At 61.3% G+C, this 26,238-nt stretch carries 11 protein-coding genes; 8 read left to right on the forward strand and 3 right to left on the reverse strand.

Annotated elements, in window-relative coordinates; translation table 11 throughout:
* Nucleotides 1–39: 39 nt before the first annotated feature.
* Genes DVJ77_RS03920 through DVJ77_RS03940 form a run of 5 tightly spaced genes read left to right on the forward strand, consistent with a single transcriptional unit; the run spans nucleotide 40 to nucleotide 21,009 of the window.
* Nucleotides 40–2,715, forward strand: a complete 2,676-nt coding sequence (locus tag DVJ77_RS03920) for a hypothetical protein (RefSeq protein ID WP_114844117.1) — start codon at nucleotides 40–42, stop codon at nucleotides 2,713–2,715.
* 11 nt (nucleotides 2,716–2,726) lie between these two features.
* Nucleotides 2,727–6,167, forward strand: coding sequence for a hemagglutinin protein (locus tag DVJ77_RS03925; RefSeq protein ID WP_114844118.1), 3,441 nt, complete (start codon nucleotides 2,727–2,729; stop codon nucleotides 6,165–6,167).
* A gap of 9 nt (nucleotides 6,168–6,176) precedes the next feature.
* Complete coding sequence (locus DVJ77_RS03930; RefSeq protein ID WP_114844119.1) at nucleotides 6,177–7,601, forward strand: ComEC/Rec2 family competence protein; 1,425 nt, start codon at nucleotides 6,177–6,179, stop codon at nucleotides 7,599–7,601.
* A 1-nt stretch (nucleotide 7,602) separates the two neighbouring features.
* Nucleotides 7,603–9,042 carry a ComEC/Rec2 family competence protein gene (locus DVJ77_RS03935; RefSeq protein ID WP_114844120.1) on the forward strand — a complete coding sequence of 480 codons (1,440 nt, stop codon included), beginning with the start codon at nucleotides 7,603–7,605 and terminating at the stop codon, nucleotides 9,040–9,042.
* Between the two features lie 42 nt (nucleotides 9,043–9,084).
* Complete coding sequence (locus DVJ77_RS03940) at nucleotides 9,085–21,009, forward strand: hypothetical protein (RefSeq protein ID WP_114844121.1); 11,925 nt, start codon at nucleotides 9,085–9,087, stop codon at nucleotides 21,007–21,009.
* 106 nt (nucleotides 21,010–21,115) lie between these two features.
* Here DVJ77_RS03940 and DVJ77_RS03945 read toward each other — a convergent pair whose 3' ends face one another.
* The 3 genes from DVJ77_RS03945 to DVJ77_RS03955 form a co-directional block, all read right to left on the reverse strand.
* On the reverse strand, nucleotides 21,116–21,769 hold the full coding sequence (locus tag DVJ77_RS03945) for a hypothetical protein (protein ID WP_162791355.1): 654 nt from the start codon (nucleotides 21,767–21,769) through the stop codon (nucleotides 21,116–21,118).
* Nucleotides 21,769–22,299, reverse strand: a complete 531-nt coding sequence (locus DVJ77_RS03950) for an RNA polymerase sigma factor (RefSeq protein ID WP_114844123.1) — start codon at nucleotides 22,297–22,299, stop codon at nucleotides 21,769–21,771. The genes DVJ77_RS03945 and DVJ77_RS03950 overlap by 1 nt, the downstream gene beginning before the upstream one ends.
* 250 nt (nucleotides 22,300–22,549) lie before the next feature.
* Complete coding sequence (locus tag DVJ77_RS03955; RefSeq protein ID WP_114844124.1) at nucleotides 22,550–22,825, reverse strand: hypothetical protein; 276 nt, start codon at nucleotides 22,823–22,825, stop codon at nucleotides 22,550–22,552.
* Nucleotides 22,826–23,035: 210 nt separating this feature from the next.
* Between DVJ77_RS03955 and DVJ77_RS03960 the strand changes: the two genes are divergently transcribed.
* The 3 genes from DVJ77_RS03960 to DVJ77_RS03970 all read left to right on the forward strand — a co-directional run bounded on the left by DVJ77_RS03960 (nucleotide 23,036) and on the right by DVJ77_RS03970 (nucleotide 26,224).
* Nucleotides 23,036–23,650: a YceI family protein gene (locus DVJ77_RS03960; RefSeq protein ID WP_114844125.1), complete on the forward strand. Its 615-nt coding sequence runs from the start codon at nucleotides 23,036–23,038 to the stop codon at nucleotides 23,648–23,650.
* Between the two features lie 91 nt (nucleotides 23,651–23,741).
* Complete coding sequence (locus DVJ77_RS03965) at nucleotides 23,742–24,437, forward strand: DUF502 domain-containing protein (protein ID WP_114844126.1); 696 nt, start codon at nucleotides 23,742–23,744, stop codon at nucleotides 24,435–24,437.
* Between the two features lie 44 nt (nucleotides 24,438–24,481).
* On the forward strand, nucleotides 24,482–26,224 hold the full coding sequence (locus DVJ77_RS03970; RefSeq protein WP_114844127.1) for a M14 family metallopeptidase: 1,743 nt from the start codon (nucleotides 24,482–24,484) through the stop codon (nucleotides 26,222–26,224).
* Nucleotides 26,225–26,238: the final 14 nt, after the last annotated feature.

Below are 26,238 nucleotides of genomic sequence, written 5' to 3' on the forward strand. Positions count from 1 at the left end.
CAGCTACCTCTTTGCAACCATCTACGGTCGAGGCGTGCCATGTCTCAGTACGGCCAACCTGTTATCACTCAGGCTTATTACCTCAATCCCTGGGCACCGTTGCCGCCGGGCTGGGGCAAAAACGGCATTGATGTTCTGGTCAATAAACCCGTCGGCGGCATAAACCTCGTGCTGGCGGGGCGACTGCGCCAAGACGCCGTCACCTTGATCGTCGTGGTGGGTCTGGTGCCCACCGAAATTCTGATCGCACCCACCGCCCCCTTGTCGACCTTGCTGGCCTATGCGGTGGACGTGCAATGGGTCACTCAAGGCACGGATCCCAATTCAATCACCTGGAACGATCCGAGCGCGATCGCCACTACACCGATACTCACCGACAACGCGCAACTGGTGAGCGCGGTTATCGCCCCAGGCACACTCAGCTTTGCGTTGAACTACAGCACGACCTCGTTGGCGCCCGTCGGCGCCAACGTCACGGTGTTCGACCAGAACGGTATCTCAGCCGGCTTTGTACGCGTACACGGCAACACCGGCAGCCTGGCCTTCACGCCGGTAAACACCTCCACCTATACGCTTTACGTGCAGCCGGTGATCCCCGTCGCCGGTACGCCGCTGGGCGCCTTCCAGCCGCCCTTCACCATGGGGCCGATCGGGCCGGGCGTGACCTTGCCCGCGCTTGCTCCGGTCATCGGCCTGATCGATTACGACAAGACCACGCTACGTGTCAGTTGGGGCATGCCGACCGCATGGACAGGCGCAGCACCGACATCCGGCGTACTGCAAGTATTGGCCGGTACCGTGGTTATTGCCGAAGCCGTGGTGAGTGCCAACGTCGGCAGCCTCGACATTCCGCTGAATGCAGCGCAGAGCAATATCAGCGTGCGCGTCCGCGCGACTTTCGGCAATCTGGTGGGTCCCTTCAGCACCGCCGTCAGCCCTTGGCTGGCCGGTGTCCATCCCATTACCACCGCGACCGATCCGATCAGCGCCAAAGCAACGCTAGCGTGGCCGGCGACCACGGGCGCCACCGGTTATGTGTTGAGTTTCAGCGATGGCCGCCCCAATGCGACAACGACGACAGCGTCTTACCCTTTGAGCGCGGCGCTTGCGGCCAACACCGCGTTGCAGGTGGCGGTACGCGCCACCTTTACCACCAGCACCCTGACCACCAACGGCCCCTTCGGCCCATGGACGGCTATACCGGCAAGTCTGCCGACCGTGATCGGCGCCGATTACAACGGCAGCCAGATCAGCGCGACCTGGTCGCCGGTCGGCGACGCCAGTGGCTATATCATCAGTGTCATCGCCGCAGGCGCCACCACCATCACGGCGCAACACACGGTAACCGGAACGGCAACACACGCGGTATTCCCGGTGAGCTTGAGCGACCTGAGCAAGACCTACAGCGTCACCGTGCAAGCGATCGACAACAACGGCGCAGGACTTGCCGCCGCCGGCCTGCCGATCTACCAACCGGCGTTCGGCATCTCCAACACAGCGCCCAGCGTTGCGCCCCCTTATGTTTTTCCCGCCGCGACGATTGCACGCACCGCGCAATCGATCATTCTTTATCTGCCCAATCTTGCTCTGCCGGGGCAAACCATCGCGGCGATTACCCAGGGTGCGTTCATGCTTGCACCCAATACCGACAGCGCGACCAAGGCCGCCCTGCCCTATACATTGACGCTGGAGGCCACCAGCGAAGCCTGGGTTTTCAGTAGTGGCAGTCAACCCCTGCCGTCGATCCGCCCGACGTTGCAAACCCATTACATCGCCTTTCTGAAAGCCGCCGAAACAGCAAAAGCCTCGCCATGGGGCATCTGGATGTTGCAACAGGCGATTGCGCGCTTCATGCCGCAGACCTTTGCCGAAACGCTGTACTACGCCTACGGCCTCAATCTCGGTGCTGGCCCCGGCACCGGCACCATCGATCTGCGCTCCGGCATGATTCTGCGCGTCGATTTCGCCAACTACGCTTATGTGTGGACCAGCGTGCAGAACAACTGGTTGAACGGTTTTGTCGGCAGCAACCGCACCGATTTCGAAGTAGGTGATTTTTATAATCATGATGGCAACTGGACGCAGGGCGTGGATGCCTTTATCGCGCAACTGGTCAGCGCCGGCGTGATGAGCGTACCGGCACCGCCGTACACACCCAGCACGCCCCAGCAAGCGGGCGTCGCGGATGCCGGCGACTTGTTCTACAGCAGTTTTCCCAAACCGTTTTATCGATTGTTTTTCCCGGCGAACCTGCTCGATCCATCCGGCGTGGGCTCGACCACCACCTCAAGCAACTTCACCTTGGTCAGCGCCGCCACCTATACGGATCTGACGACAGCGACCACGACACCGTCGCTTACCTCATTGGTTGCGTTCTTCCGTGGTCGCGCGGTGGTTACGGCGTGCATTCGCATTACGGTCAACGGCAACGACGTCGTCGTACCGATCGGCACCACCTTGGGCAATGTGCTGGATCGCTACGCGGCGCGTCCACCGGCAACCGCCCTACAGGTCAATGGCCTGGTGTGGGAACGCGCGCTGGGTTCGGCGCTGGTGGTCTACGGCAGCGGCGCGCCGGCGGCCAATGCCATCGATCTGGCGAGCCGTTATCGCATCCGGCTGGACTGGAACACCCTGCCCGTTTACGCCTCGCCGATAGATGCCACGACCTTGCCGCTATTGCATGGCGATCGTCTGAGCTTTACCGCGCCTTGACGGTAACCTCGATGAGCACGCCATCCTTTACCCGCGTCGATGCGCTGAATCTGTATGCGCTCAGCACCGCCACCGAGGCGGCCGTGCCCGGTTATTGGGCGGGCTATCGACCCGGCTCGGCAGGCTCGTTGCCGAACCCCGCCACGCTTACCGATACCTGGAACGACGCCGGCGGCGTCTACGTTTTCATCAACGCTACGCCGACCGACATGGCGGCGTTTCTAACGGCACTGGATGGGTATCTCCATGCTATCGCCGCTACCTCGCCACGCTTTTTATGGATCAGCAATCCGCTGGATCTTCACGGGTATTGGCAAACCCAGACGCTGTCGGCCCGATCGAGCGGCCAGCCTGGTGCGCTGACCTGGAGCAGTTGGGGGCAGAACAACTTTTCGCTGCAAGAATACGCGCTGCAACTTGCACCCGGCACGGCTCTCACGCTGAGCAGTAGCGGCGGCAACGCTATCGGTGTCGCCATCGCCTCGAGCGGCATGCGGTTTATGGCGCCAGCCATCATGCTGACGCCGGTAGCCAACAGTGGCGGCCTTGCTTTCGCCGGTACCCAGGTCGGCGCGTTTACCGCAGGCTTAAGCCTGCCCGGTGGCGACGCGGTCGACCGGCTAGCCGCACTGGGCGTGCGTTTGCGCTACGTGATTCGCGCCTCGGCAGATATCCGCGATATCCGTGTCGTCAACGTCGACATGCCAGTGCTCGCGCAATCGAGTCAGGCGCTGACGCTGGATCTGACCTGGGATCCGCTCAACCCGCTACTGCGCGGACGCGGCGGCCTGCGTTTCACAGACCGTACGGCAACACCGCTGGATGCCACCTTGGTCACGACACGCGGCTATGCCACCAAGCTGACGCCGCAAATCGGCAGCGCACCGTTGTGGAGTGCGGGCTTTATGTTTTGCAGTAGTCCGCTGGCCATCGGCAACCGGGCCGAACTGCGCAGCTCTACCGTACACCTGGCGCCCGACGGCATCTTTACGCTTAGCGTGATACCGCCATCGCATGCCAATGCACTGACAACCACCTACGACCGCTTGATGCTCGGCCAGTCGGGGCTCGAATACGTCGGGCTGACCGCGCAGACCGGCATGACCGTACTGTTTGAAGCCGGCCAACCTGCTTTCGCACCCACCGCGGCCTTGCAAGGTGTGCCGCCCGGTGAACAAAGCAAGCCGCTGAGCGCACTCGCCACCACGGCTTACATGAATGTGCTGCCCGCGGCGAGCGGACAGAACGGGCTCACTTATTTCGCCCAACCGCGCCAGGCGCCTTTATTCATCGGCAGCGGCAACACCGTGATGGCCTATCAAGAAGTGCCGGCGGCGACTTTGCCGGCCTATCCCAGCGGCAGCGGCAACGCGCCGGCGACATTCCCGGTGGGCTTGTACAGTGGTGTGGACGTGAGCCTGATCGCGGCAGCACGCGCGCTCGAACTCTCCGCATTGGCGCCGGCGCGCCGGCAAAGCATGGCGCTGCCCTCGCAAAACAGCGCACCGGCCGCCGTGCCCGCGACCGACCTGCTGGCGCTTACACCGCAAGGCCTGGTGGTCACCATCGCGTCTGATCTGAGCAAGCTCAGCGGCGTGGTCATCGCCAATATGCCGGCATCGAGTATTCCGACGATTGCCTTCAATCGTGTCGACCCGCCATTCCAGGCAGCGCTGCAAGCCAATCAATTGTTTTTCGTTGCCTCCAACGTAACGACCTTGCTCGACTCCGCCGGTATTGCCGCGCCGTTTGCGGCGGACATCGAAGGCTGGCATTTCAAACTGGCGCCGACCGACTGGCGTACCGACCCCACCGATCACCCGACCTTGATGCTGTTCAAGTACGGCAACCGCTCGCTCGAAGATCTCGTTGCCGACACCGCCTGCTGGGGTTGGCAGCCTGTGGCGACGAATGCCAACGGCAAGATTCTGCCGACTCAATTGAATCTGGCGGCGATCTTCGCTGCGGCCAAGGCGCGTAAAGATATCGAGGGCGACCCCTACGGCCTGTTCTACCGCGAAACCGTTGCCAATCCGATGTGGAACGGCGTGCTTTTCTTCAATGTGCCGGTCGACTTCACCCAAATGCCCGAGCCGCTGCAATTCCTGGCGGCCGGCATCGACACCACGCGTTTCTACGCTCATCACATCGGCTTTTCGGTCACCCCCTTCAACCCGACCACCACACCGGTAAGCCTGGGCCAGACCGCCGCCTTCGGCCTGATCGATTATCAAGATCCGGTCGATCTGGTGCCCGAAGCCACGCATCCGTTCGCGTTCAAGACACTCGCCCTGCGCGCACGCTTCGCCAACGCGCAGGTCGCCGATTTTTCCGCGCAGGCCGAGTTGGCGGTCAACCGCCTGTTCGGCGCCCAGGCGGTCAAGCAAGACCCCTCTCGCGGCAACAACCTGATTCTCGACGGCAGCTACCAGAACGTAGGTGGCCTACCCGCCTATGCCTTCGCACTGCGCGGCGAAAATCTCTACAACACGCTGAACTCAGCACTGACCAGTGTCGAAGTACTGGGCGTGCGCCTGCAGTCGCAATCGGCAGCCACCTCCGTCACCGTGACGACTCGCTTCGTACTGGCAGGCAATCTGCGCTTTTACGCGCCACCGGGTTTCGATGCGCTCGGCTATGGACCGGCACCGGGCACCCCGGCTACGGACGGCTATCTGCGCTTCGCCAATTTCGCGGTCAGCATGAGCTTCGCCCGTGCCACGCCGACAACCCAGCTTTTCGTCGCCAACGAAACCGGCATGAGTTTCGATCTGCCCAATAGCGTGTCGCGCGGCGATGCGCTGGTGGCGAACTTTCCGGTCACGGTCAGCGCCATGGTCGCCAGCCCCGATCTCGCCCTGCCGGGCAAACCACCGGAAGGCCAAAGCCCGGAGGACATGGGCTTCACCTCGATCTATGCGCCGATGCCGCAGGCCATCTTGACGCCTCCCTGGTACGGCCTGGCCTTGAATCTGGATCTGGGCACCCTGGGCGCACTCTCCGGCAGCGTCGGCATGCAGGCGCAATTGTTGATCGCCTGGTGCGTGGGCCGGCCCAACGATGATTTACCGATGTACCTCGGCTTGCGCCTGCCCAGCTCACCGGTACTCGGCGGCAGTCTGCCGCTGCAAGGTGTCTTGCGACTTGGCTTTCGCAGTTTTCAATTCAATACCTATCTGCAAAACGGCCATCGCGCCTACATGCTGCGCATGCGCCGTTTCGCCTTGTCGATACTCGGCTGGCATTTCCCGCCGGGCAATCTGGACGTGATGTTGTTCGGCGGTCCCGATGGCCGCTCGACCGGGCAGCTCGGCTGGATGGCCGCCTACGATCCAGGCAAGCAGAAAAAGAACGATCTCGCCGACACGGCCACCTCGCGCCCATCGCCATCGGCACGCCGCGTGCGCCGACTGAGCGCCGGGCGCCGCCTGCAGCCGCCGAACGAGCCATAGAGGGCCGGCATGGCGACCACGCAAGTCAATTTTCAGGTACTCGATGTCGGCCAAGGCGCAGGCAACTTCATCGAGATCTACGACGGCACCACGCTGACCGACACCGTGTTGATCGACCTTGGCACCACCTCCGGCCGTAGACAGGGCGCCACCGCCGTCACCTACATCTACAACCAGCTCAATACCATGACTGACGCGCACGGCGATCCGGCGCCACGCATCGGCCTGCTACTGCTGACGCATAGCGATACCGATCACATCAACCTCATCAATCAACTGCTCGATCGTTTTCCAACGGGTGCGATGCATCCGCTAAAGATCGACCGAGTGCGCTACGGTGGCGACTACGGTATGTACGCCAAGGGCAAGCGCAAAAAAAATGTGCTGGTGCGCTTGAAGAGTTATTGCAATGACATCAAAGCACCGCCCGCCAGGGAAATCGGCGTCGACAAGACCGGCAAGTGGATACCGTTTTGGCAGCAGGCCGATATCAAGATCCACCTCGTGGCATCTAACGTGCCGGACTCGACCGCGACTACCAGCAGAAAGCGCCCGCGCGTCAGCACCCCCAGCGCCTACGCCATCAATACACGCTCCCTGGTCAATATCATCGAGTGGGACAGCATGTGGTACACCACCACCGGTGACGCCACCGCCACCACGTTAGTCGAATGCAACAAGGTTCTGGCCGCCGTGCCCAAACCGTTGCTGCCGACGTTCATGGCGACCTTGCCGCATCATGGCAGCAGAAAAACCATCTTCAACTTGAAGCTGGCGTCGGATGATCCCCAACCAGTGGCAGTCATTGTCGTCAAAGACTTCGCCCGATCCATCGCCGCAAAAACGGTGTGCGCCAGCGCCAACGAAACCGGTCATCACCATCCATCGCTGCTTGTCAGTGAGCTATTCAGCGAGTTCACCGAGCAAAGCCACGTTTTCTGGAGCGATCCGCTGCTTACCGGCCAGCGGCATCTGTATACGGCATGGGTGGACAAAATCATCACGGCCAGCGGCGTGACGCCGGCCTATACATCACCTTCGCGCTACGCCTCATTGCAAACGTCGCAAAACTTCTACACCACTTTGTATACGCGCCCAGGCCGAATCCAGTTTGCAAAGTTCGTCTACCCGCCGACGCCCGCCGTAGCCTTGGCCACGGCGGCTCCGACAGGTACGACGAACGGCGCGCGCTGGAATTTCTACATGACGAAAACCGAGTATGGCCTGACTCGTCATCCCGGCAATCTGCAGACCGACACCACCCCTGCAGCCATGCATTTACCACGGCCCAAGGCGGGCGGCTCCGTAGCTGCCCAGCAAGCGCCGGTCAAGATCGCGCCAATGGCACTGCACCACACCAGCCCGGCACATCTGGGGCATCACCCTATCCACCGCGCGCAACATACCTTGCGCCGCCTGCGGCAGATCGCTTGAAATGGCAACCACGCAAGTCAATTTTCAGGTACTCGATGTCGGTCAAGGCTCCGGCAACTTTATCGAGATCTACGACGGCACCACGCTGACCAACACGGTCTTGATCGACCTGGGCACCACCTCGGGCAGTGTGCAAGGCGCTGCCGCCGTGGCTTATATCGCCGCTCAGCTCAACAAGATGACCAAGGACGGCGAGCCCGCGCCGAACATCGACCTGCTCATCATGACGCACAGCGATGCCGACCACATCAGCCTGGTCAGCAAACTGCTCGACCTCTATCCACCGCGGCCGCCCGACCCTCCGTTGCTGACCATCGGCCAGGTGCGCTATGGCGGCGACGTCAAGCTGTTCGCCAAAGGCAGGGCCAAAAAAAACGTGCTGACGCGGCTGAAAGAATATTGCAAAGACATCAAGCCGCCTGCCGCCGATGAGGGCGGTGTCAACGCCGGCGGCAAGTGGGTCAATTTCTGGGAGCAGGCCGACGTCAAGATCTATTTGCTTGCCGCCAACGTACCGGAAACCGGCGGCACCACGGTGGAAGGAAGCAAGAAGCGCAAACGCTCCAGCGAACCCAGCGCCTATTCAATCAATACACGCTCGATGGTCAACATCATCGAGTGGGACAACTATTGGTATGCCACCGCCGGCGACGCCACCGCGACCACCTTGGTGGAATGCAACAAAGTACTTGCTGCTGCGCCCAAACCGTTTCGACCGACCTTCATGCTGACCTTGCCGCACCACGGTAGCAAAAACACCATTTTCAACTTGCGCGTTGCAACCCAAGCCCCCAGCGACGAGGCGGTCGAAGTGGTCAGGTCGTTTGCGCAATCCATCTCGGCCAAGGCCGTTTGTGCCAGCGCCAACAAAACCAAAGACCATCACCCCTCGTTGTTCGTCATCGACCTCTTCGTCCAATACACCGACAAGACTTTCATTTTCTGGAAAGATCCACTGCTTGCCGGCGACCGTCATCTGTACACCGCATGGGTCGATAAAACGATTACCGCCGACGGCGTAACTCCGGTGTATGCGTCGCCCTGGAAGTTCGCCTCACTGGAAACCGTGCAGAATTTTTACACCACCTTGTATAGCCGTCCTGGGGAGATCCCGCTCGCCAATTATGTGTATCCGCCGACACCCGCCACGGCCTTGACGACGGCGCTGCCGGTAGGCACCGCGGGAGGTGTGCGCTGGAATTTCTATATGACCAAAACGGAGTATGGCCTTACCCGCCATCCCGACAATGCGCTGCTCGATGCAACGCCGTCAGCCATGCGACCTGCCCAACCCAGGCCTGGCAGCGCGATACCGGTACCCGCGACGATACCGGCGCCGAGCATCGCCGCTCCATCGCCAGTATCGATACCGCAGCTTATCGAGCCGCGCCCCCTCAGCGTTGCAGCACCCTCGCTGCAACGCTTGCGACAAATCTTTTGAGCACGCCGACATGAAACGTGCCTACGTTGATGCGAGATCGCCATGAGTCTGCAAACCGTAAGCGCAGCTTTGGCTGTTGCGATCACCCCGCTACACACGATCGATCTCTATGGCGCCGCCAACGGCTCGGCCGATCTGGCACCGTTGAAACCCTTGCTGGCGTTGTTCGGTATCACCGCAAGCTACGTTCTGCACAAGGCCTCGCTCGATCCCAACACCACCTCGGTGCGGCTGGATGGCAATGGCCACTTTGGCGTGCCGGGCGCACTGCCGGCCAACCTCAGCGAGGTTGCCTGCACCGTGCTGTGCACCGGCGTCGGCGATGGACCGGTGACCTTTCAGCTATCGTTGGCGATCACCACGCCCGGATGGATGCTTGGCCGTCTATTTCCAAGCCTGCCCGATTACGAACTGTACGACCCGGCCTCGCTTACGGTCGGCTGGATCACCCCGTCATTCCTCGCCACCACGCGTATCGATCGCGCCGTATTGAGCGCACGCAGCGACGAGCTGCCCACGCCACAGCTTTATCTATCCGGCGACCTGCCCGACCAACCGCCTTACAGCGACTACGACAACATTGTCTTTCCATGGCCGCTGCGACTGAACGGCACCGTGGTGATGCCGGCATCGAGTACATCGGCACCGACCTTGGATCTGCGTGCCGTTTCTGCCAGCGCCACGCTCGGCATCGCGCAATCGCTATTGAACTTCGACACCTTGCTGGCCAATGGCGGCTCCGGCCTCAACCTGCGCGATGTCGGCTTTCGCCTTGCCTGCTATACCGATCTTGATCCAGACACCTGGGGCCGCACCGATTTTTCCGTACTCGACCTCATCGGCACGCTGTCCATCGGCCTGGTGCAGGCACACCTGTCGACACCGGTGCTGGCCACCGGACGTACCTGGCATTTAATCGCCGAGTTCGCCGACGACACGCTGGACGTCGTCACCAGCATCGGCCAGCTCACCACCTTGTTCGGCTTGCCCGAGCTACCGCTGCCGGCGAATTTCCCGATCCTGAGCGGATTCCAGTTTCGTATCGTCGAACTGTGGTTTCGCCCACCAGTGGGCAATGCCCCACCGGTACTCGACTACATCGCGCTGTCGATCGAATCGAAGCGGCCATGGAAAGCGCCGGTGCCGTTCGTGACGATCAAAAACGTCGGCACTCGCTGGGTCTGGGGCTGGGGGACGCTCAACGACAACAACTTCGGCTATATCTCAGGCTCGGTGTACGGTTCGCTGGAATTCGGCAGCGGTCCCTCCGGGTCAGGCGGCTTGCCGTCTTTGCCGCCCCCGGATCTGGGCCCTGCCGGCGGCGCACTGGTCCCGACCGATGCATCGCCCGATAGGGCCGATGTGTTGGTCGATCCGTTCACCATCGACGTCGTCGCCCAGATTCCCTCCTGGGCGGTCAGCGGCAATTTGCACGATGGCGATGTGATACCGATCGGCACGGCGTTCCGCTGGTTCTTCGGCGACCCAGGCCCGCCGGCACAAAGCGATATGTACATCACCGGTTTCAGCTTCGAGGCCGACCCGCAGAATCAGTCGTATAGCGCCAATGCCGAAATCACCTTTGGCCTGGGCGAGCTCGGCCCGCTCGGCGGCTGGAGCATCAACCTCATCGTGACCACGGTAACGGTGCGTACGATGTCATTCGCCATCGACGTCACCGCCGGCGAAGTGTCGGGCAGCATGGCCGGCGAATTCGCCCTCACCGACCAAACCAAGCCACCGATCATCCTGCTCACCGCCAGTTATCCCGGCGCTGCCGCAGCCCATCCTGAAGGCTGGACCTTTGCCGGCGATATGTACCCCGGCGATACGATCAACCTGACCGAACTGGCCGGTCGCTTTCTGGGCATGACGACCATACCCGGCTGGGTGCCGACGCTGAGCATCGATCGCCTGCACTTCAGCTTTAACAGTGGCACCCCAAGCACGTATGAATTTGCCGGCACCGTCTCGTTGCGCTGGCAGCCGAAAATCTTCGATACCCCGTTGAAGATCTCCGCATCCGCGGGCGTCGACCTGACCAAGCCCGGCAACGCCACAACCGCCAGCGGCTATGTCGAGGGCCTGTTCGCGATCAACTCCATCGCACTCAGCGCGCGCCTGCCGGTGGGCCCGAATGTCACCGAGCCGACCTATCAATTCAAAGTGCAGTTCGGCTCAGTGTGGCTACAGGCACTGACCTCCTGGCGCGGCGATCAGAGCAAGGGTACGCGCCATCAAGTGATCTCGTTGCAATTGGGCGGCGTCACGGTCGGCGACATCCTCGAATACGTGGTCAATCTGGCCCAGCCCACCATCGGCTACACGTTGGAGCCACCGTGGGATGTGCTCAAGCGCATTGACCTATCGCGCTTCGTGCTTACCCTCGATCCGCAAGACAACCTGGTCGAATTCGTCTACACGGCGAATGCGGATCTGGTCTTCATGAAGCTCGACACCATCGGCGTGCGGTACAGCCGCGCCGGCAACGAGGGTGGCGTCTCGCTGATTCTCACCGGCAGCATTCTCGGTAAGCGTTTCGACGGCCCCAATGCATTGAGCTGGGATGTGGTCAACGATCCGCCACCGCCCTTGCCTGGGCAGAAGCAGGACGAAAAGGTCATCGACTTGCGTTATCTCGGGCTCGGTCAACGCGTGGCCCTGAAAGATCCACCCGACTCGGTCGCCGCCAGCCTGGCCAAGCTGCGTGCGGACATGAGCCCGGACCAAAAGCCCGACCACAATCCGCTCGACGGCCAGGCGGTGGAATTCAACGCCAACAGCCAATGGCTGATCGGCCTGGATCTGGGTGTACTCGACACACTGGACATCGGCATCATTTTCAACGACCCGCGCTTGTATGGGTTGTCGATTCAACTCGGTGGCGAGCGCGCTGGCTCACTGGCCGGCCTGCGCTTTGAGATTCTGTACAAGAAAATTACCGACGACGTCGGCATGTTCCGCATCGAATTGCGGGTACCCGAAGCGTTCCGCCATATCGAGCTTGGCGAGGTATCGATCACGCTGGGCGTGATCGTGGTGGAGATATATACCAACGGCAATTTCCTCATCGATCTCGGCTTTCCCTACAACCGCAATTACGAGCGCTCTTTCAGCGTGCAGGTGTTTCCCTTTATCGGGCGCGGCGGCATTTACTTCGGTGTGCTCGACGGCAATACCTCGCGTCGAGTGCCACGCATCACCAACGGTAGCTTTGCACCCGTGTTGGAGCTGGGTATCGGACTTGCCGTGGGCGTCGGCAAGGAAATCAGCATCGGCCCCTTGTCGGGCGGCATCTATGTGCAGGTCGAGGTAATTTTTCAAGGCGTGCTCGGCTGGTTCAACCCATCCGCCGCCGGCAGCTCCAGCGCCACGTACTACTGGGGCCAGGGCATCGCCGCCATCCACGGCAAGCTGTATGGCTCGGTCGATTTCAAAATCATCAAGGTCTCGGTAACGCTGGAGGCCTATGCGCAGGCCAGCGTGGTGTTCGAAGCCTATCGGCCCACCGTATTTCGCCTGGCCGTCGGTGTCAGTGTCGAGGCCGAAGTGGAGTTTTTGTTCTTCTCGGTATCGTTCTCATTCGATGTCAATCTGGATGTCAGTTTTACCATCGGCACCGAACAAGCCACGCCATGGCTGCTTGCCGCCAATCAAAACGCGCCTAATCAACAGCGCCTGCGCGGCAATATTCTGCCGGCCCTGCAACGCCAACCCATGCGACGAGCGAATGCACTGCGCCATGAGCATTTGCTTGCGCTGGCACGCCATCGCGGCATCGCCCTGCATAGCCTGCTCGCGCAAAACACGGTCGGCCAACTGCAATGGAAACCGACCCAAAAAGTATTCGCCGATTCGCCACGGCGCGCGACGATGACCATGCTGCCGTGCTTCGGCATCGGCGATGTGCCGGTCAACTGGTCACCGGCGCAAGCAGCCGACACCACCACCCCACGCTATCGCGCCGCCTTTATGGTGTTTGCCGACAGCGGCGTGCTGCCTGGCGCGCGCACGGCGGCAGCGGCGAGTGTGCGCTCCGCCGCGCTAAGCGCGCAGTCAGCCGACGCAAACACCACCGACTATCTCGCCACCGATATCTGGGTGCGCGGTTTTCTGCTGTATGCGATCAACGCCTTGCAAACCGACCCGCAGGAACCGATCACCAATGTCAGTGCCGGCCAGCTCGCCTATCTGGCGGCGCAGCTCGACCTGCCGGGCACCACCGACGACGGCTTTAACGAGACTTACCTCAAGCAGTTCTTTTCGACCAATATCCATTTGGACATCTCCGGCAACACCGATCTGCCACCGTCCTCGAAGAGCGGCATGGTGATCGCGATGCCGCCGTTTTTGTCGTGGGCATCGCCACAAGGCGGCACCGTCAATTTCAATACCGACAACCCGATCGGCCCGCTTTACGAATGGGATGTCGCCACCCGCCTCGCCGCTTACACCACACAAGGCCCACCGCCCAGAGTCACCCCGCCGCCGGATGATCCGAGCACTTATCAGTCGTATGCGATGGCGGTGTTCCGCGACTTCTGCCTGATGTTGACCAAGGCCGCGGTCAAAGAAGCAAGCTCGGCCCTGAACAATTTCGTGCTCAAGCCGACCACGGCAACGCAGTCACTCGGTGACATCGCTCGCTTGCAGCCGCAAGTCAAAGTGACCTACTCGGTACGCGCCGGCGACACCGTAGACAGTGTCGCCGACGCGCTCGGTGCGACGACGGCGGAACTGGAATTTCTCAACCTGGATTTTGCGTTGCATCTACAGGCGGCCGCTGTCGGCAGTAGCCTGCAGATCAAACTTGGCGTGTCGCCGGACATGCTCGCGCAAGACAATCCAGGCATCGTCTTCGCCAAGCGTTCGCTGTCGCTGGGTACGCTGAGCTATCAAATCGTCGCCAACGATACCTTCAACAGCATCGGCGCCCTGTTCACCGTGCCGGCGGTAAATCTGTTCGGCGTCATCGGGCTGGCGGACGACACCAGGCTGCTGGCTACCGGCGCGCCATTCAATGCACCGGCGCTGACGTATACGCCACCGGCCATCGGCTTCAACACGCTAAGCACCGCCGCCACGTTTTACGCACGCTATATCGGCGCGGTAGATCCGAACACTGCCGACGGTAAAAATATTGCGTGGTATGCGCAAGCCATTTTCGATATGAACCGCGCGGCGCTGAATCTGCCGGCACAACTGGCGAACGATCAAGAGTTGCCTCCGGGCCAGCCGCTGTATGTACCGGTCGCTTTGCAAAATGCGACGCCTTCGGCGCAACCCAATTACACCACCGTACCGGGCGATACGCTGGCGCGCATCGGTGCCGCGCTGAATCTGGCGCAGAACCACGGCAGCGATACAGGCAGCCAGGGCTGGCCGCTATTCCGTGACGGTACCGTGCGCAACGGCAATGGCAGCATAAGCCTGCCGGCCTGGACCGGCCTGAGCATACTTGCCGCCGAAACACCGGCCATGCTGGCCCGGCGCACTATCGTCAATTGGGTCAACGGCGACAGTGGCTGGCATGCCAACTGGCCAGGCTTATTGAGCTGGATCGGCGATAGCGCCGTGCTGGCGCCGCTGGCATTGATTACCGTGGCAGGCGCCAGCACCGACGCAACAACGTACTACTCGTTTACCAGCTTGACCCAGAAGTACGGCCTGACCATCACCGACGCCGCCCTGCGTTTGCAAAACGTAGCGGACCTCTACCCCGTCGATACGGTATTGACCGTGCAGCACCTGCCGGCACAAGCGGTCAGCACCCTGGCCGATAGCGTGAGCAGCGGCACCCACCTGACCAGCATCATCGCGCAAGCCTCGCGCATGCTGCTGGCCGGTGCGCAATTGCCGCAACGGCAACTTTTAGACGGCCACGTCCGGGCAGCCGCCAGCATGGCGCCGATGCTCGATCTGACCTTGCAACAATTCGACGTGCCGGTGGATCCAGGCAATCCGGGCGGCATCGCGCTCAGTGTGACCGTCAGCACCAACGTCGATTGGATTACCTGGATGAGCAGCACCACGGTGCGCCCCGGCGAAACCGACGCATCGCTGCGCGCACGTGCGCCGCTGGCATTCGATGCGCGCATCAATCGCGGCCTCGCCCTGGGCCAGTCGCTGCAAGCCGGCATGGTGGTCCACACCGACACCGCAGCCACACTGGCATTCAGCATGACCAATACCCAGGTCATCGCCGCCGCACCCGCCACCTCGCTCAGCGTGATACCGCATGCCGGCCCGGCCGCGATGGCGCTCAAAGGTATCGCCCCGCGTACATATGGACTCGATCATCGGCTGGTGCTGCAAAGCGCCTCGGTGCTGCCGATTCCCGGCATGTCGACGCTCAGCGGGCCGGCCAGCTTGTGGCCTTATCCACAAGCGCTGATCGGACGCGCGCGCCTCGGCTTGCCCACGCCGTACGAAATTCTCGGCGCCGCCCACGGCAACGCCGATGGTTCGCAATCGATCGCATTGATTAACACGACCTTCGCCACGCTATTGCCGTTCCAGGCGCGCCGCGTCGATCACAATCCGCAATTACTGAGCCTGATCGGCGTCACTACTGAGCAACGCGATGTGCTGTTGCTGCTGCGCACCTATCTGGCGAACGCGCAAACGCCGGCCGGCTCCATCGGCTATCTGCTGCTGGCGCCATCGCCCAATGCGGACGACAACAACGGCCTGGCGGTTTTCAACCAGACCGCCAGCGCCATCTCGCTGGTGAAAACCAACCTGTCGACCGAAAGCGTGCCGCAGCCAGCGGCTATCGCGCGGGTAGCCCGTGCCGCCCGCAGCAACACCCAGCCACTGTATTTCGCCACGCTCGCCCAACTTGCCAATTTCATCTTGCTGCTATGGGAAGGCAGCACCGTCGGCGGCATCGGTTATTTTCTGGACATGGGCCAAGACGTGCCCGGCAGCGCCTTCGACGATCAAGGCATCGCCACGTTGAATCTGCTGGTGATCGCCGGTGAGCAGCAATCGGCCATCACCAGGGGCCGCAAGCTGCTGGCCTTCAACAACTGTGCCTTGATCGCATCCGGCGCCGACCCATCCGCGCAGGCCCTGTACGTCGAGGCCACCGATGCCAGCGACATGATGGAGCAGGCCTTGGTGCCGGCGGGCAATATCGGCTTCACCATGTCGCTGCCGCGCCCGGTCGACAACGTCGATCCGATCGTGCAAAAAAAGGTGCGGCTGGCGCGCCAATACAGTTTGCTCAGCTTCAACACAGCGACCGTCGCAGGCGCTGTATTCACGATGGCGGCCTCGGGCTTGCCGCTGACACCACAAGCGTCGGACGGCAGCGCGATGCCGCTGTGGCAGCAGCATCGCCTACAGCGCTACGGCCTGCTCGCACGCGAAAAAACCGCCGCTACGCCGGCAAAAAATTACTGGGACTATCAACAGGTGATCCCGGCATTTCGCTTCGGCCCCGCCTCGCCGACCCCGAACGTAACGGGCTTGCCGGCACCCGCCGCCGACCCGTATCGTGGCACCGGCACCTATCCGGTGGTCAATACCGACCGAAACCCACCAAAGATGAACCTCTTGATTGGCTTCGGCGATGTGGCCGGCAATCGCAGCGCGAATGCCAATGGAGCGCCCTTGTCGATCGATGCCGGCTATACCGACCCCCTGCTTGGACCCGCCGGCTGGCCGGCGGTCGTCACCGGTTACCTGGTTACCGGTAGCGGCGCCAACGTGGCACTCAATATCAACGTAGCCCCCAAAGGCGCTGCGCTGATGCCTTCGCCGACACAGTCCGGCGACGCGCTGGTCACTGCCGCGATCCGCCAATGGCAAACCTACGCGCAGATCTACTACCAACTGGCACAGCCTGGCATCAGCGCATCGGTACTGACCTCGCTCGCCGTCACCAGCGACGGCAAAGGGCAGCCGGTAAGCGATATCGCGCCCTTGCTCGGCTACGCCGCCGGCGCCTATCTGTACGCACAGGCGGCGGCGTCGGTCAGCGCTTTGCCGCCGCTGGGCGCCACGACGCTGGGCCAGGTACCCACGTTGTACGGCGTCGCCTGGGCGGATCTGGCCCAAGCCAATCTGCACCTGCCGCTGGCCCTGCTCTTCGGCGACAGCGCGGTGTTTACGGTGCCGGCCTTTATCGCGATGACCGATCAGGCTACCGCCAATACGCTCACCGCCCATCTACCCAACGGTTGGCCCGCACCCAGCGCGACCGCAATGCTGCAACTGCCGTCCAATCGCGACCAGTTGCTATTGCGTATCGGCACCGTTCTGGCCGTGCCGTCGCGCGCCGTCAGCATACCTGCCGTGGCACCCAGCCTGGCGATGTTGGCCGGCACACTCGGTACCAATGCCGTGTTGTTGGCGAACGACAGTGCCGCCGATAGCGCATTGCGCGACGGCTGCGTACTGACCATGGAAGGCGTCAGCATCACCATCGGCGTCACCCTGGTACCCGGCAGCACGCAAACCGTGCAGACCTTCGCTAACGTCGTACTCGCCTTTGCCGACCAGGGCATCAACCTCGCCGTCAGCGATATTGCACTGGTGTATGCCGACACGGCCGATTTGCTGAAAGCCGGCGCGACCATGCATACGGCGCACTATATTGCCCGCCACGGCGACACCCTCGGCAGCAATCACAGCAGTGTCAGCGCCAACGATTTGATCGCCGCCAATCTCGCCACACCCAATCTGTTCGACAACGGCGCGCTGATCTATCTCGGCCCCTTCATGGTCAATAGCAGCAGTGCTATCGCACCGGGGCCAAACGAAACGCTAGGCCACTTTGCCAACCGCTATGCCTGCCCGGCCGAACAACTACTGGCGGCGAACCCGAGCCTGGCGCTGCCGTCGAATACATCGTTGACGATTTCCGGTGCGGTGCAACTGCCGGCATCAAGCGAACTGAAACTGCCGTATACGCTGCGGGCCAACGAAACACTGCAGCAAATCGGCACGCGCTTTTACGCCAGCGGCAACCCCGCTACCACCCTGGTCACCTTGAACCAGGCGATGCCCGGCATCGTCGTCGCCAATCAAACATTCACCGTACAGGTGGGTAGCACACCCGTGCCGGTAACCACCGTCGCGGGCGATACCTTCGATTCGATTCTGCTTCGCGTGCAAAACGTCGTGTCCACCGCCACGCTGGCCGACATCGCCGCCGCGATGCAAAGCACACCGGGCTTGCTGCGAGGCGGCGCGCTGATGCTGTGCCCACCGGTGCAGCTTGCGGCGGCGACAGCGCCGAATGCGATAGCCGGGCTTTACAACGTATCGAGCACCTCCTTTGCCCTTGCCAATGCCGGCGTCACCGGCTTGTTCGTCGCCGGGCTTACTTTGAAGTCGCCACAAACCACCTTGCCCTCGGTGCAAACCCTGGCCGGCGATACCTTCAATAGCTTGATGGCGCGTTTTGCCACCGCATATGCAAACGCCGGCCTGCAACCGACGGTCGGCATCGCCGAGATCGTCAGCGCAAACGCCGACCTGGCTTTTCTCAAGGCCGGCGCGATCGCGCTGCTGCCACCGTTGGCGGCAACCCTCAACGTACCGATAGGCGGGCAAGGCCCGTATCCGGGACCGGCCTTCGCCTTGCAGGTCAATTTGCGCCTGCAACGTCCACCGGCATTGATTCACCCCGACTTTGCCCAGGACGGCCCGGTGGCACGCGCCGACTCGATCATTCCACCACCGGCGCACGACCCCAGCGTAGCCGGCGACGGCTTTCTCAACTTCAACGCCTTCGTTGCCGCGATGCGTTTTGCCCTGCCGACACTGCGCCTCGCCACCGGTCGCGTGGCTGGCGATAGCAACGATCTGTGGGCGGTGAATTTCGGTAGCAACGGCATCACCAACGTACAGCTCACCCAAGGCGTCCGTTTTGGCAACAACGCCTTGCCACGTTTCATGGCCTTGCAGCCGCTGTATCCGGCCCTGGTCAGCCGCGCGAAAATTCCGATTCAACTGCTGGGATCGGACGGCAATCTCGATGGCCTGCCAGTCGATCATGACTATCAAGGCATCGACGCCGAGGTATGGGCGCGCCGCTTTCTTGCCGATACCGACCGGCTGCTCTCGACCGAGTACGCATCGGCGATCTATGCCAACAGCGCCACTCGTGCGCAGCTCACCCTGGTACTCGATGCCAAGGCTACGCTGACCACAGCGATACCAGCCGGCCTGGACAGCGTATTCAAGGTCAACGTCGCGCAACAGCCCAACGATCCGCAAGCCGTCACCGACCCGAACCTCGCTGCCGGCCTGGTCAAGGCGCGCGAAGCATTGACGCAGCGGCTCGGCATCTCGCTATCGGATGCCTATGCCACGACCACCGTGATCCAGTACGACGGCCAGATCACCTCGCCGTGGATTCCATCTCCGCAAAAGCCGCTACTACCGCCAGCCAACCTGGAGGGCACCGCGCGCGAACTCATCACCAACCAGCCCGCCAACCATGAACTGCCTTGGCGCCTCACCTCGGCGAAAACCCCGCTGGACGAGCGCGCGCCCTTCGTCACACTGATGATGACGGTGACTACCCCCGCCGCGCAGAGCAGCGTACCGATAAACCTCGAATACGCCGTTTCAAATCTTGAGTTCAACATCACCGCAGTCAACGCGGCACCAGGCTATGTCGCTTCGGACTGGCTGAGCTTCGTGCCCTTGTTGAGCGGCGCCGATGCACCAGCCTCCTTGCACACCTCGCTGGGTTCGGCACAGGTACCGATCGTACTGCGCACGTTTCCAGGCGAGCCGATCATCCTCGGCCAGACCGCCGACGCCAGCGTCGATGCGCAAGATCCCAACCTCACCCTGGCCAACGCACCGCTGTGGACTTATAGCCTGAGCTATTCGCACGAACACGCCGCCCAAGACAGCGTGCTTATCACAGCTCAATTCAATCTGCACAAACCCACCATCCAGCCGCGCGCGGTGCCGCCGCCGACCGACCTGTTCACCGAGTTGGCAAAATACATGGCTGTCGCCGATGAGCTGTGGAAACTGCTCTCCGGCCTGCTCGACCCCGCCACCACGATACCCGCCAGCACCCTCGCCCATGCCGTCACCACCTTCACGACACTGGCGACGAACATCGCCAATCACTGGAACATCCGCCTGACCCAGGCGGCGATGCAAAGCGGTGATGCGATAGACGACACCTGGATCGCCGATCTCAACTATCTCTTCGACGCCAACGTCAGTTATCGCACCAGCGCAAGCGTGCGCTGCATCGACAGCCTGAGCCTGCACAGCCAGCAGGCCCAGCCCGGCCCCAACGGTGCCACGTGGCCGCAAGTGTGGTGCCGCGATGCCGCCGATCAACCGGTTGCGCTGATTCCATCGGCACCGGTGGATCAGACCGTCGTCTACAGCGTGCCGCCCGAGCTATCCATTCCCGCCAGCAGTTGGCCGATGTTCACCATCGCCTGGCCGCAACTCAATGTCAGCAGCGTGCAAAACGCACGCGCCAAACTCTCGGTGACACGCAACCAGTGGTTGACCACGCGCAGTGGTCCAGCGACCAACCCAAGCTTTGTATTCAAGACCGGCACCGTCACCGCCACCGACATCGCCACCCCGCTGAACACCTGGAGCAGACCCTTCATCCTGCAAGGCAACGACACCACGGCCGCGCTAAACCAGGCCTTCGGCACGTTATTTCCCCCGGCCAGTCGCGTGGCGAATCTCAAGCTCACGATGGGTCTGTTCTACGGTTATCAACTGATCCAAGACCCGTTGCATCCCGAGCTCTCGCTGGTCAGTGAATTGCCGGTGGGCCTGTACGCCGATCAGTTTTTAACCGACCAGACCGCCGCGCAAATCAACACCGCGCTGACGACCTGGAAGAGCCAGATGCAGCCCAACCCCAACGGTGCCGAGTGGGTGTTTTCGTTGACGCTGTATTCGGCGATGGATGCGAATAAGCGACCGCTGTTGAGTGTGGAGAGGATGGTTTATTCGATTTAGGTTTTTTGTTTTGGCTAGGTTGTTCGCCTGCGGCGTTTTCGGCCACCTGCCGGTGGTCGAAAGCCCGCCGCAGGCGAACAACCCAGCCAAAACACCAACCCAAACCTCACCCCCCCTCAAACCGCGCCAACTCCTCAAGCACACCCTCCGCGCGATAAACCGACTTACCCGCCTGACTACGCTGAAGCACACGCCCGCGCCCACTACGACGCATCCAATACACAACGCCCCAGAGAATCAACAAACACACAAAAGCGCTAGCCATCCAACTCCACACCACGATCGGCGCGTTAACCCATACATCAGCCCCCATCCAGGCAAATATCACCAATATCAGCGGCACCCAGATAAAACAGCCGATAACTGCAAACACCGGCCATTCCACCCGCTCCCGCCATGCCTGCAGCGTGGCCAATTGCCGCTGGATATCCAGCACCTGGTTTGCATAGTCAATGCGATTGACCAGATACAAATTGCGCGCTGCGGAAAGCACAAACATCAATCCATAAATATGCAGTGCCAGTCCTGACAACATCAGATGCGGCTTATCCAGGTGCTCTACCCAGAACGGCGCGAACAGCAACATCACACAGACACCGGCCATGATTTGCAAACGCTGTCCCCACACCAGCGGCCGCAGACTGCGACGCGCTTTGTCCAGCCGCGCGTCCCGATACAACTGCAGGTTCAACGTATTTTGCTGCTCAAGCCGGCGATCCAGTGCCTGCCAGGCTTGTTTGAAATCATCGAGTTCCATCATCACGCTCCCGCCGTAAGGGTTTCATCCGCGCGCATCTGGCCGCGCAATCGTTGTTTGATGCGATGGATTTTGGTTGCCACGTTGGTTTCGCTGATGCCGATGATGTCGGCGATCTCGGTATAGCTGCGGTCTTCCAGATAAAGCAGGATCAACGCGCGATGCAGTGCGTCGAGCTGCGCGATAAAGGCATGCAGTGATTGCAGCCGCTCATCGGGTTCGGTGATGGGTGTACCGCCGCCCAAAGTATCGAGCAGGTATTCGTCCAGGGGCTCAAAACGCTCACCCTGCCCGCGCTCGCGCCGCGCATGCGATATGCCGACGTTGAGTGCGATGCGATACATCCAGGTGGTAAAACGGCCGCGCTGGGCGTCATAACTGCCGAACGAACGCCATAGCTGGGCGCAGATCTCTTGCGCCAGGTCATGCCGGTCCTCCGCCTGGCGTGCATAGATGCCGGCCACTTTGAATACGATCTTCTGGTGCTCGCGCAGCAGTGCATCAAAGCATTTTTGTAATTCGGTCATCGCCATGGTGGCTCGTATCCCCGCTATTCACCCCATGATTCGCTGAGCGATGAAAAAAATCACACCGTGCACCAAGTGCGAACCCCACCCCAACCCTCCCCTACAAGCAGGGAGGGGGTGCAGTCTTGCCGCGAACTTGACGCTTACCCACACACCCGAGAGCCCGCACGGCGATATGAACGAAATACTCGATCACGCGTAGGTTGGGGTGAGCACAAGCGAACCCCAACATGCCACGGTCGGCACCACCGATGCATCACGGTGGACCGGGCGGCGAGATAAGAATGGCGATCACGGCTTTGATGACGTAGGTGGCACGTGACAGCAACATCAAAATACCTGCAATGAGCCCCCACTTAGCGTGGGTTGCACCCGGCTGCATATGGCTGTCCCAGACAACGCCAGCCCAGCCGAATATGACGAATATCAGCGCTATCCAAATCACCACGCAGCCGACGATGAATGAAAGCCATTTGGGCCCCGGAATAAACAGGGTTGCCCATGCGACGGCTACAAACAGAAAGAAGAACAATCGACACCCCCCTTATCTAACCCTTCTAACCCTTCTAACCCTGCCGCCGTAACCTAATAGAGTCAGGTACATGCATCGTGCTGATTTAACATAAATTGCTTAGTGATGCCGATTCCATGATCCGCCATGTCGATTTCGGCCGCGCTTGTTCGTCATTAACAGGTAAACCCGTGAATGTCCGCCTCACCCTACCTCTCTAAGGATTCGAACATGTCGACAAGAAACAACAATGCGCTGCATGCGCTTGGTCCGATTTTCTTCATGCTGTTGATTACCGGCGGGGTGGTGCAGGCAAGCCCGGTTACCTACACCATCGACCCTAATCACACCTACCCCAGCTTCGAGGCCGATCATTTCGGCGGCTTGTCGACCTGGCGCGGAAAATTCGACAAGACCAGCGGCAAGGTAACGCTGGACAAAGCCGCCGGCACCGGCAGCGTGGACATCACGGTCGATACATCGAGCGCCGACTTCGGCCTGGATAAGATGAATGAAGCGGCGCGCGGCAAAGAGCTGCTCGACGTCGCCAAATACCCGCAGGCTACCTACAAGGGCAAATTAGCCAGTTTCGTCAACGGATCGCCGACCAAGGTCATCGGCACCTTGACTCTGCATGGGGTGACGCGCCCGCTCGACCTTACGGTCAACTCGTTCAAGTGCATCCAGCATCCGATGTTCAAGCGGGAATTGTGCGGCGCCGATGCAACGGCCACCTTTAATCGTGATGACTTCGGCATGGACACGGGTAAATCCTACGGTTTCAACATGGCGGTGGTGCTGCGCATCCAGGCCGAGGCGCTGATCGATACCGACGCCGGGATGTGATGATCGCGTAGGGCCTGCGTATTGCCTTATGCGTGGACTGCCGGGTCGATCCCCTACAATCGCTTGATCCCCGCTTCGACCCGGCTAAGCCATGCCACCGCTACGCATCAAACGCTATCTCATCACCGGTTTGCTTACGTTTATTCCACTGTGGGTGACGTGGCTGGTATTTAAATTTGTGCTGGGCATGCTCGCCGGCATTGGCGCCCCCCTGGTGGCCGCACTGGTCGGTACGCTGTCATTCGTTGCGCCCAACGCCGCCGCCACGCTCAGTAACGGTTGGCTCACCTCCATCGTAGCCCTGCTGATTACGTTGGCCGCGCTGTATTTGATCGGCTGGCTGACCAACCGAGTCATCGGCCGGCGCCTGCTCGATGCGTTCGACGGGTTGCTGGCGCGCATTCCGGTCGTGCAGACCATCTACGGCGGCACCAAAAAACTGATGGCGGTGCTGCAGCAAAAACCCTCGGGCATGCAGCGCGTGGTGCTGGTGGATTTTCCACGCCGCGGCATGAAGGTGGTCGGCTTTGTCACTCGCGTGATGGTTGAGGAAGGCACCGGCCAGGAGATGGCCGCGGTGTATATACCGACCACACCCAACCCGACGGGCGGCTATCTGGAAATCGTGCCGGTCAACGAATTGACGCCTACCGACTGGACCATGGATCAGGCCATGGCCTTCATTATTTCCGGCGGTGCGGTGGCCCCCGATACGCTGCCCAGTACACCTACCCTGCCACACCGCGCACCATCCCCCACTGACGAACAACCAGAGAATCACGCGTGAAGCTACGCCGACTCGCCTTACTTACCTTGTTGGGATCTGTCTCGATGACCATGCATGCCACCGACTGGACCACCCCTGCCGAAGCCGCGCACTTTCGCACCACGCCGGACTACGCCACCACCCTGGATTATCTACAACGCCTTGTTGCCGCCGCGCCGGGCAAGCTCAAGCTGGAGAGCTTCGGCACCAGCCCGCAAGGACGGCCGATGACGGTGATGATCGCCAGCGGCGACGGCACCTTTACGCCTGAAGCCGCACGCAAGGCGGGCAAGCCCGTCGTGCTGCTGCAGGCCGGCATACATCCGGGCGAGATCGAGGGCAAAGACGCCGGGCTGATGCTGCTGCGCGATTTCGCCGTTACCGGCAAACTGCCGCAACTGCTCGATCATGTGGTGCTGGTGTATATCCCGGTGTTCAGTGTGGATGGCCACGAGAACTCCAGCCCGTATCACCGCATCAATCAAGATGGCCCGGACAGCATGGGCTTTCGCGGCCAGGCGCAATACCTCAACCTCAACCGCGACTATGTCAAAGCCGATGCGCCGGAAATACGCGACTGGCTAAAGCTATGGCAGCGCTGGCTGCCGGATTTCTTCGTCGATGTGCACACCACCAACGGCGCCGATTACCAATACGATCTCACCTGGTACAGCGAAGATCCGCACAAGCTCGACCCGGCTGTAGCGGCGTGGCAGCACCACACCCTCGTGGACCAGGCCATGCCCGCTTACGAAAAGCGCGGTCATCTCGCCTCGATCTATCTGGACTTCAAAGACGGCCGCGACCCGCACAAAGGCATCGCCAATTTCGGCTCTGGCCCGCGCTTTTCCACCGGCTACGTGGCTTTGCAAAACCGCCCGGCATTGCTGATCGAAACGCATATGCTCAAGCCCTACGACAACCGCGTGCGCGCTACCTATGATCTGGTCGAGATCCTGCTGGAAAAAATCGGCGGTGATCCAAAGGCGCTGCTTGCCGCAACCAGCCAGGCCGATGCGCATGCCATCGCCCGCGATGCCAAGGCGCAGGTCGCGCTGAGCTACAAGCTCGATCCCACACCGACGCCGTTCGAGTTCAAGAGCTTCGAGTTCAGCCAGACCCATAGCGATATCTCCAACAGTAGCTGGATCCAGTACGACCCCAGCAAGCCCAAGAGCTATGCCATCGAAAACTGGAACGCCTTGCTGCCCGACCTTTCGATCACGCCACCGGCGGCCTATGCGATCCCGGCGCAATGGACGTCCATCATCGATAAGCTCGACGCTCACGGTGTCGCCTATACACGTCTTGCACATCCGCAGAAGATCAAGGCCGAGAGCTACCAGCTCGATCATCCGCAATGGGCGAGCCAGCCGTTTGAGGGGCACTTGATGCTGCGCGACTTTGCGCAAAGCACGGTATCGCGCGAGGTGGAATTGCCGGTCGGCTCGGTGATCGTGCCGCTCAACCAGCGCAGCGCCAACGTCGCAATCAACCTGCTCGAACCCCAAGCACCCGACTCGCTGCTGCACTGGGGTTTCCTCAATGCGATCTTCGAGCCGAAGGAATACGGCGAACCGCGCGTGGTGGAAAAACTCGCGCGCGACATGCTGGCCAAAGATCCGGCGCTGCAAGCGGAGTTCACCAAGAAACTGCAAGACGACCCTAGCTTCGCCAAAGACAGCGCCGCACGGCTAAGCTTTTTCTTCCAGCGTTCGCCCTGGTACAGCGTGCAAGGTGTTGGCGCCTACCCGGTGCTGCGCCTGGATGCCGCGCAGACCGCTGCGCTGGGCAAACAATCGCACTAAACCACGCTGCCCTC

This window comes from Dyella tabacisoli, assembly GCF_003350925.1.
Taxonomy (GTDB): Bacteria; Pseudomonadota; Gammaproteobacteria; order Xanthomonadales; family Rhodanobacteraceae; genus Dyella_C; species Dyella_C tabacisoli.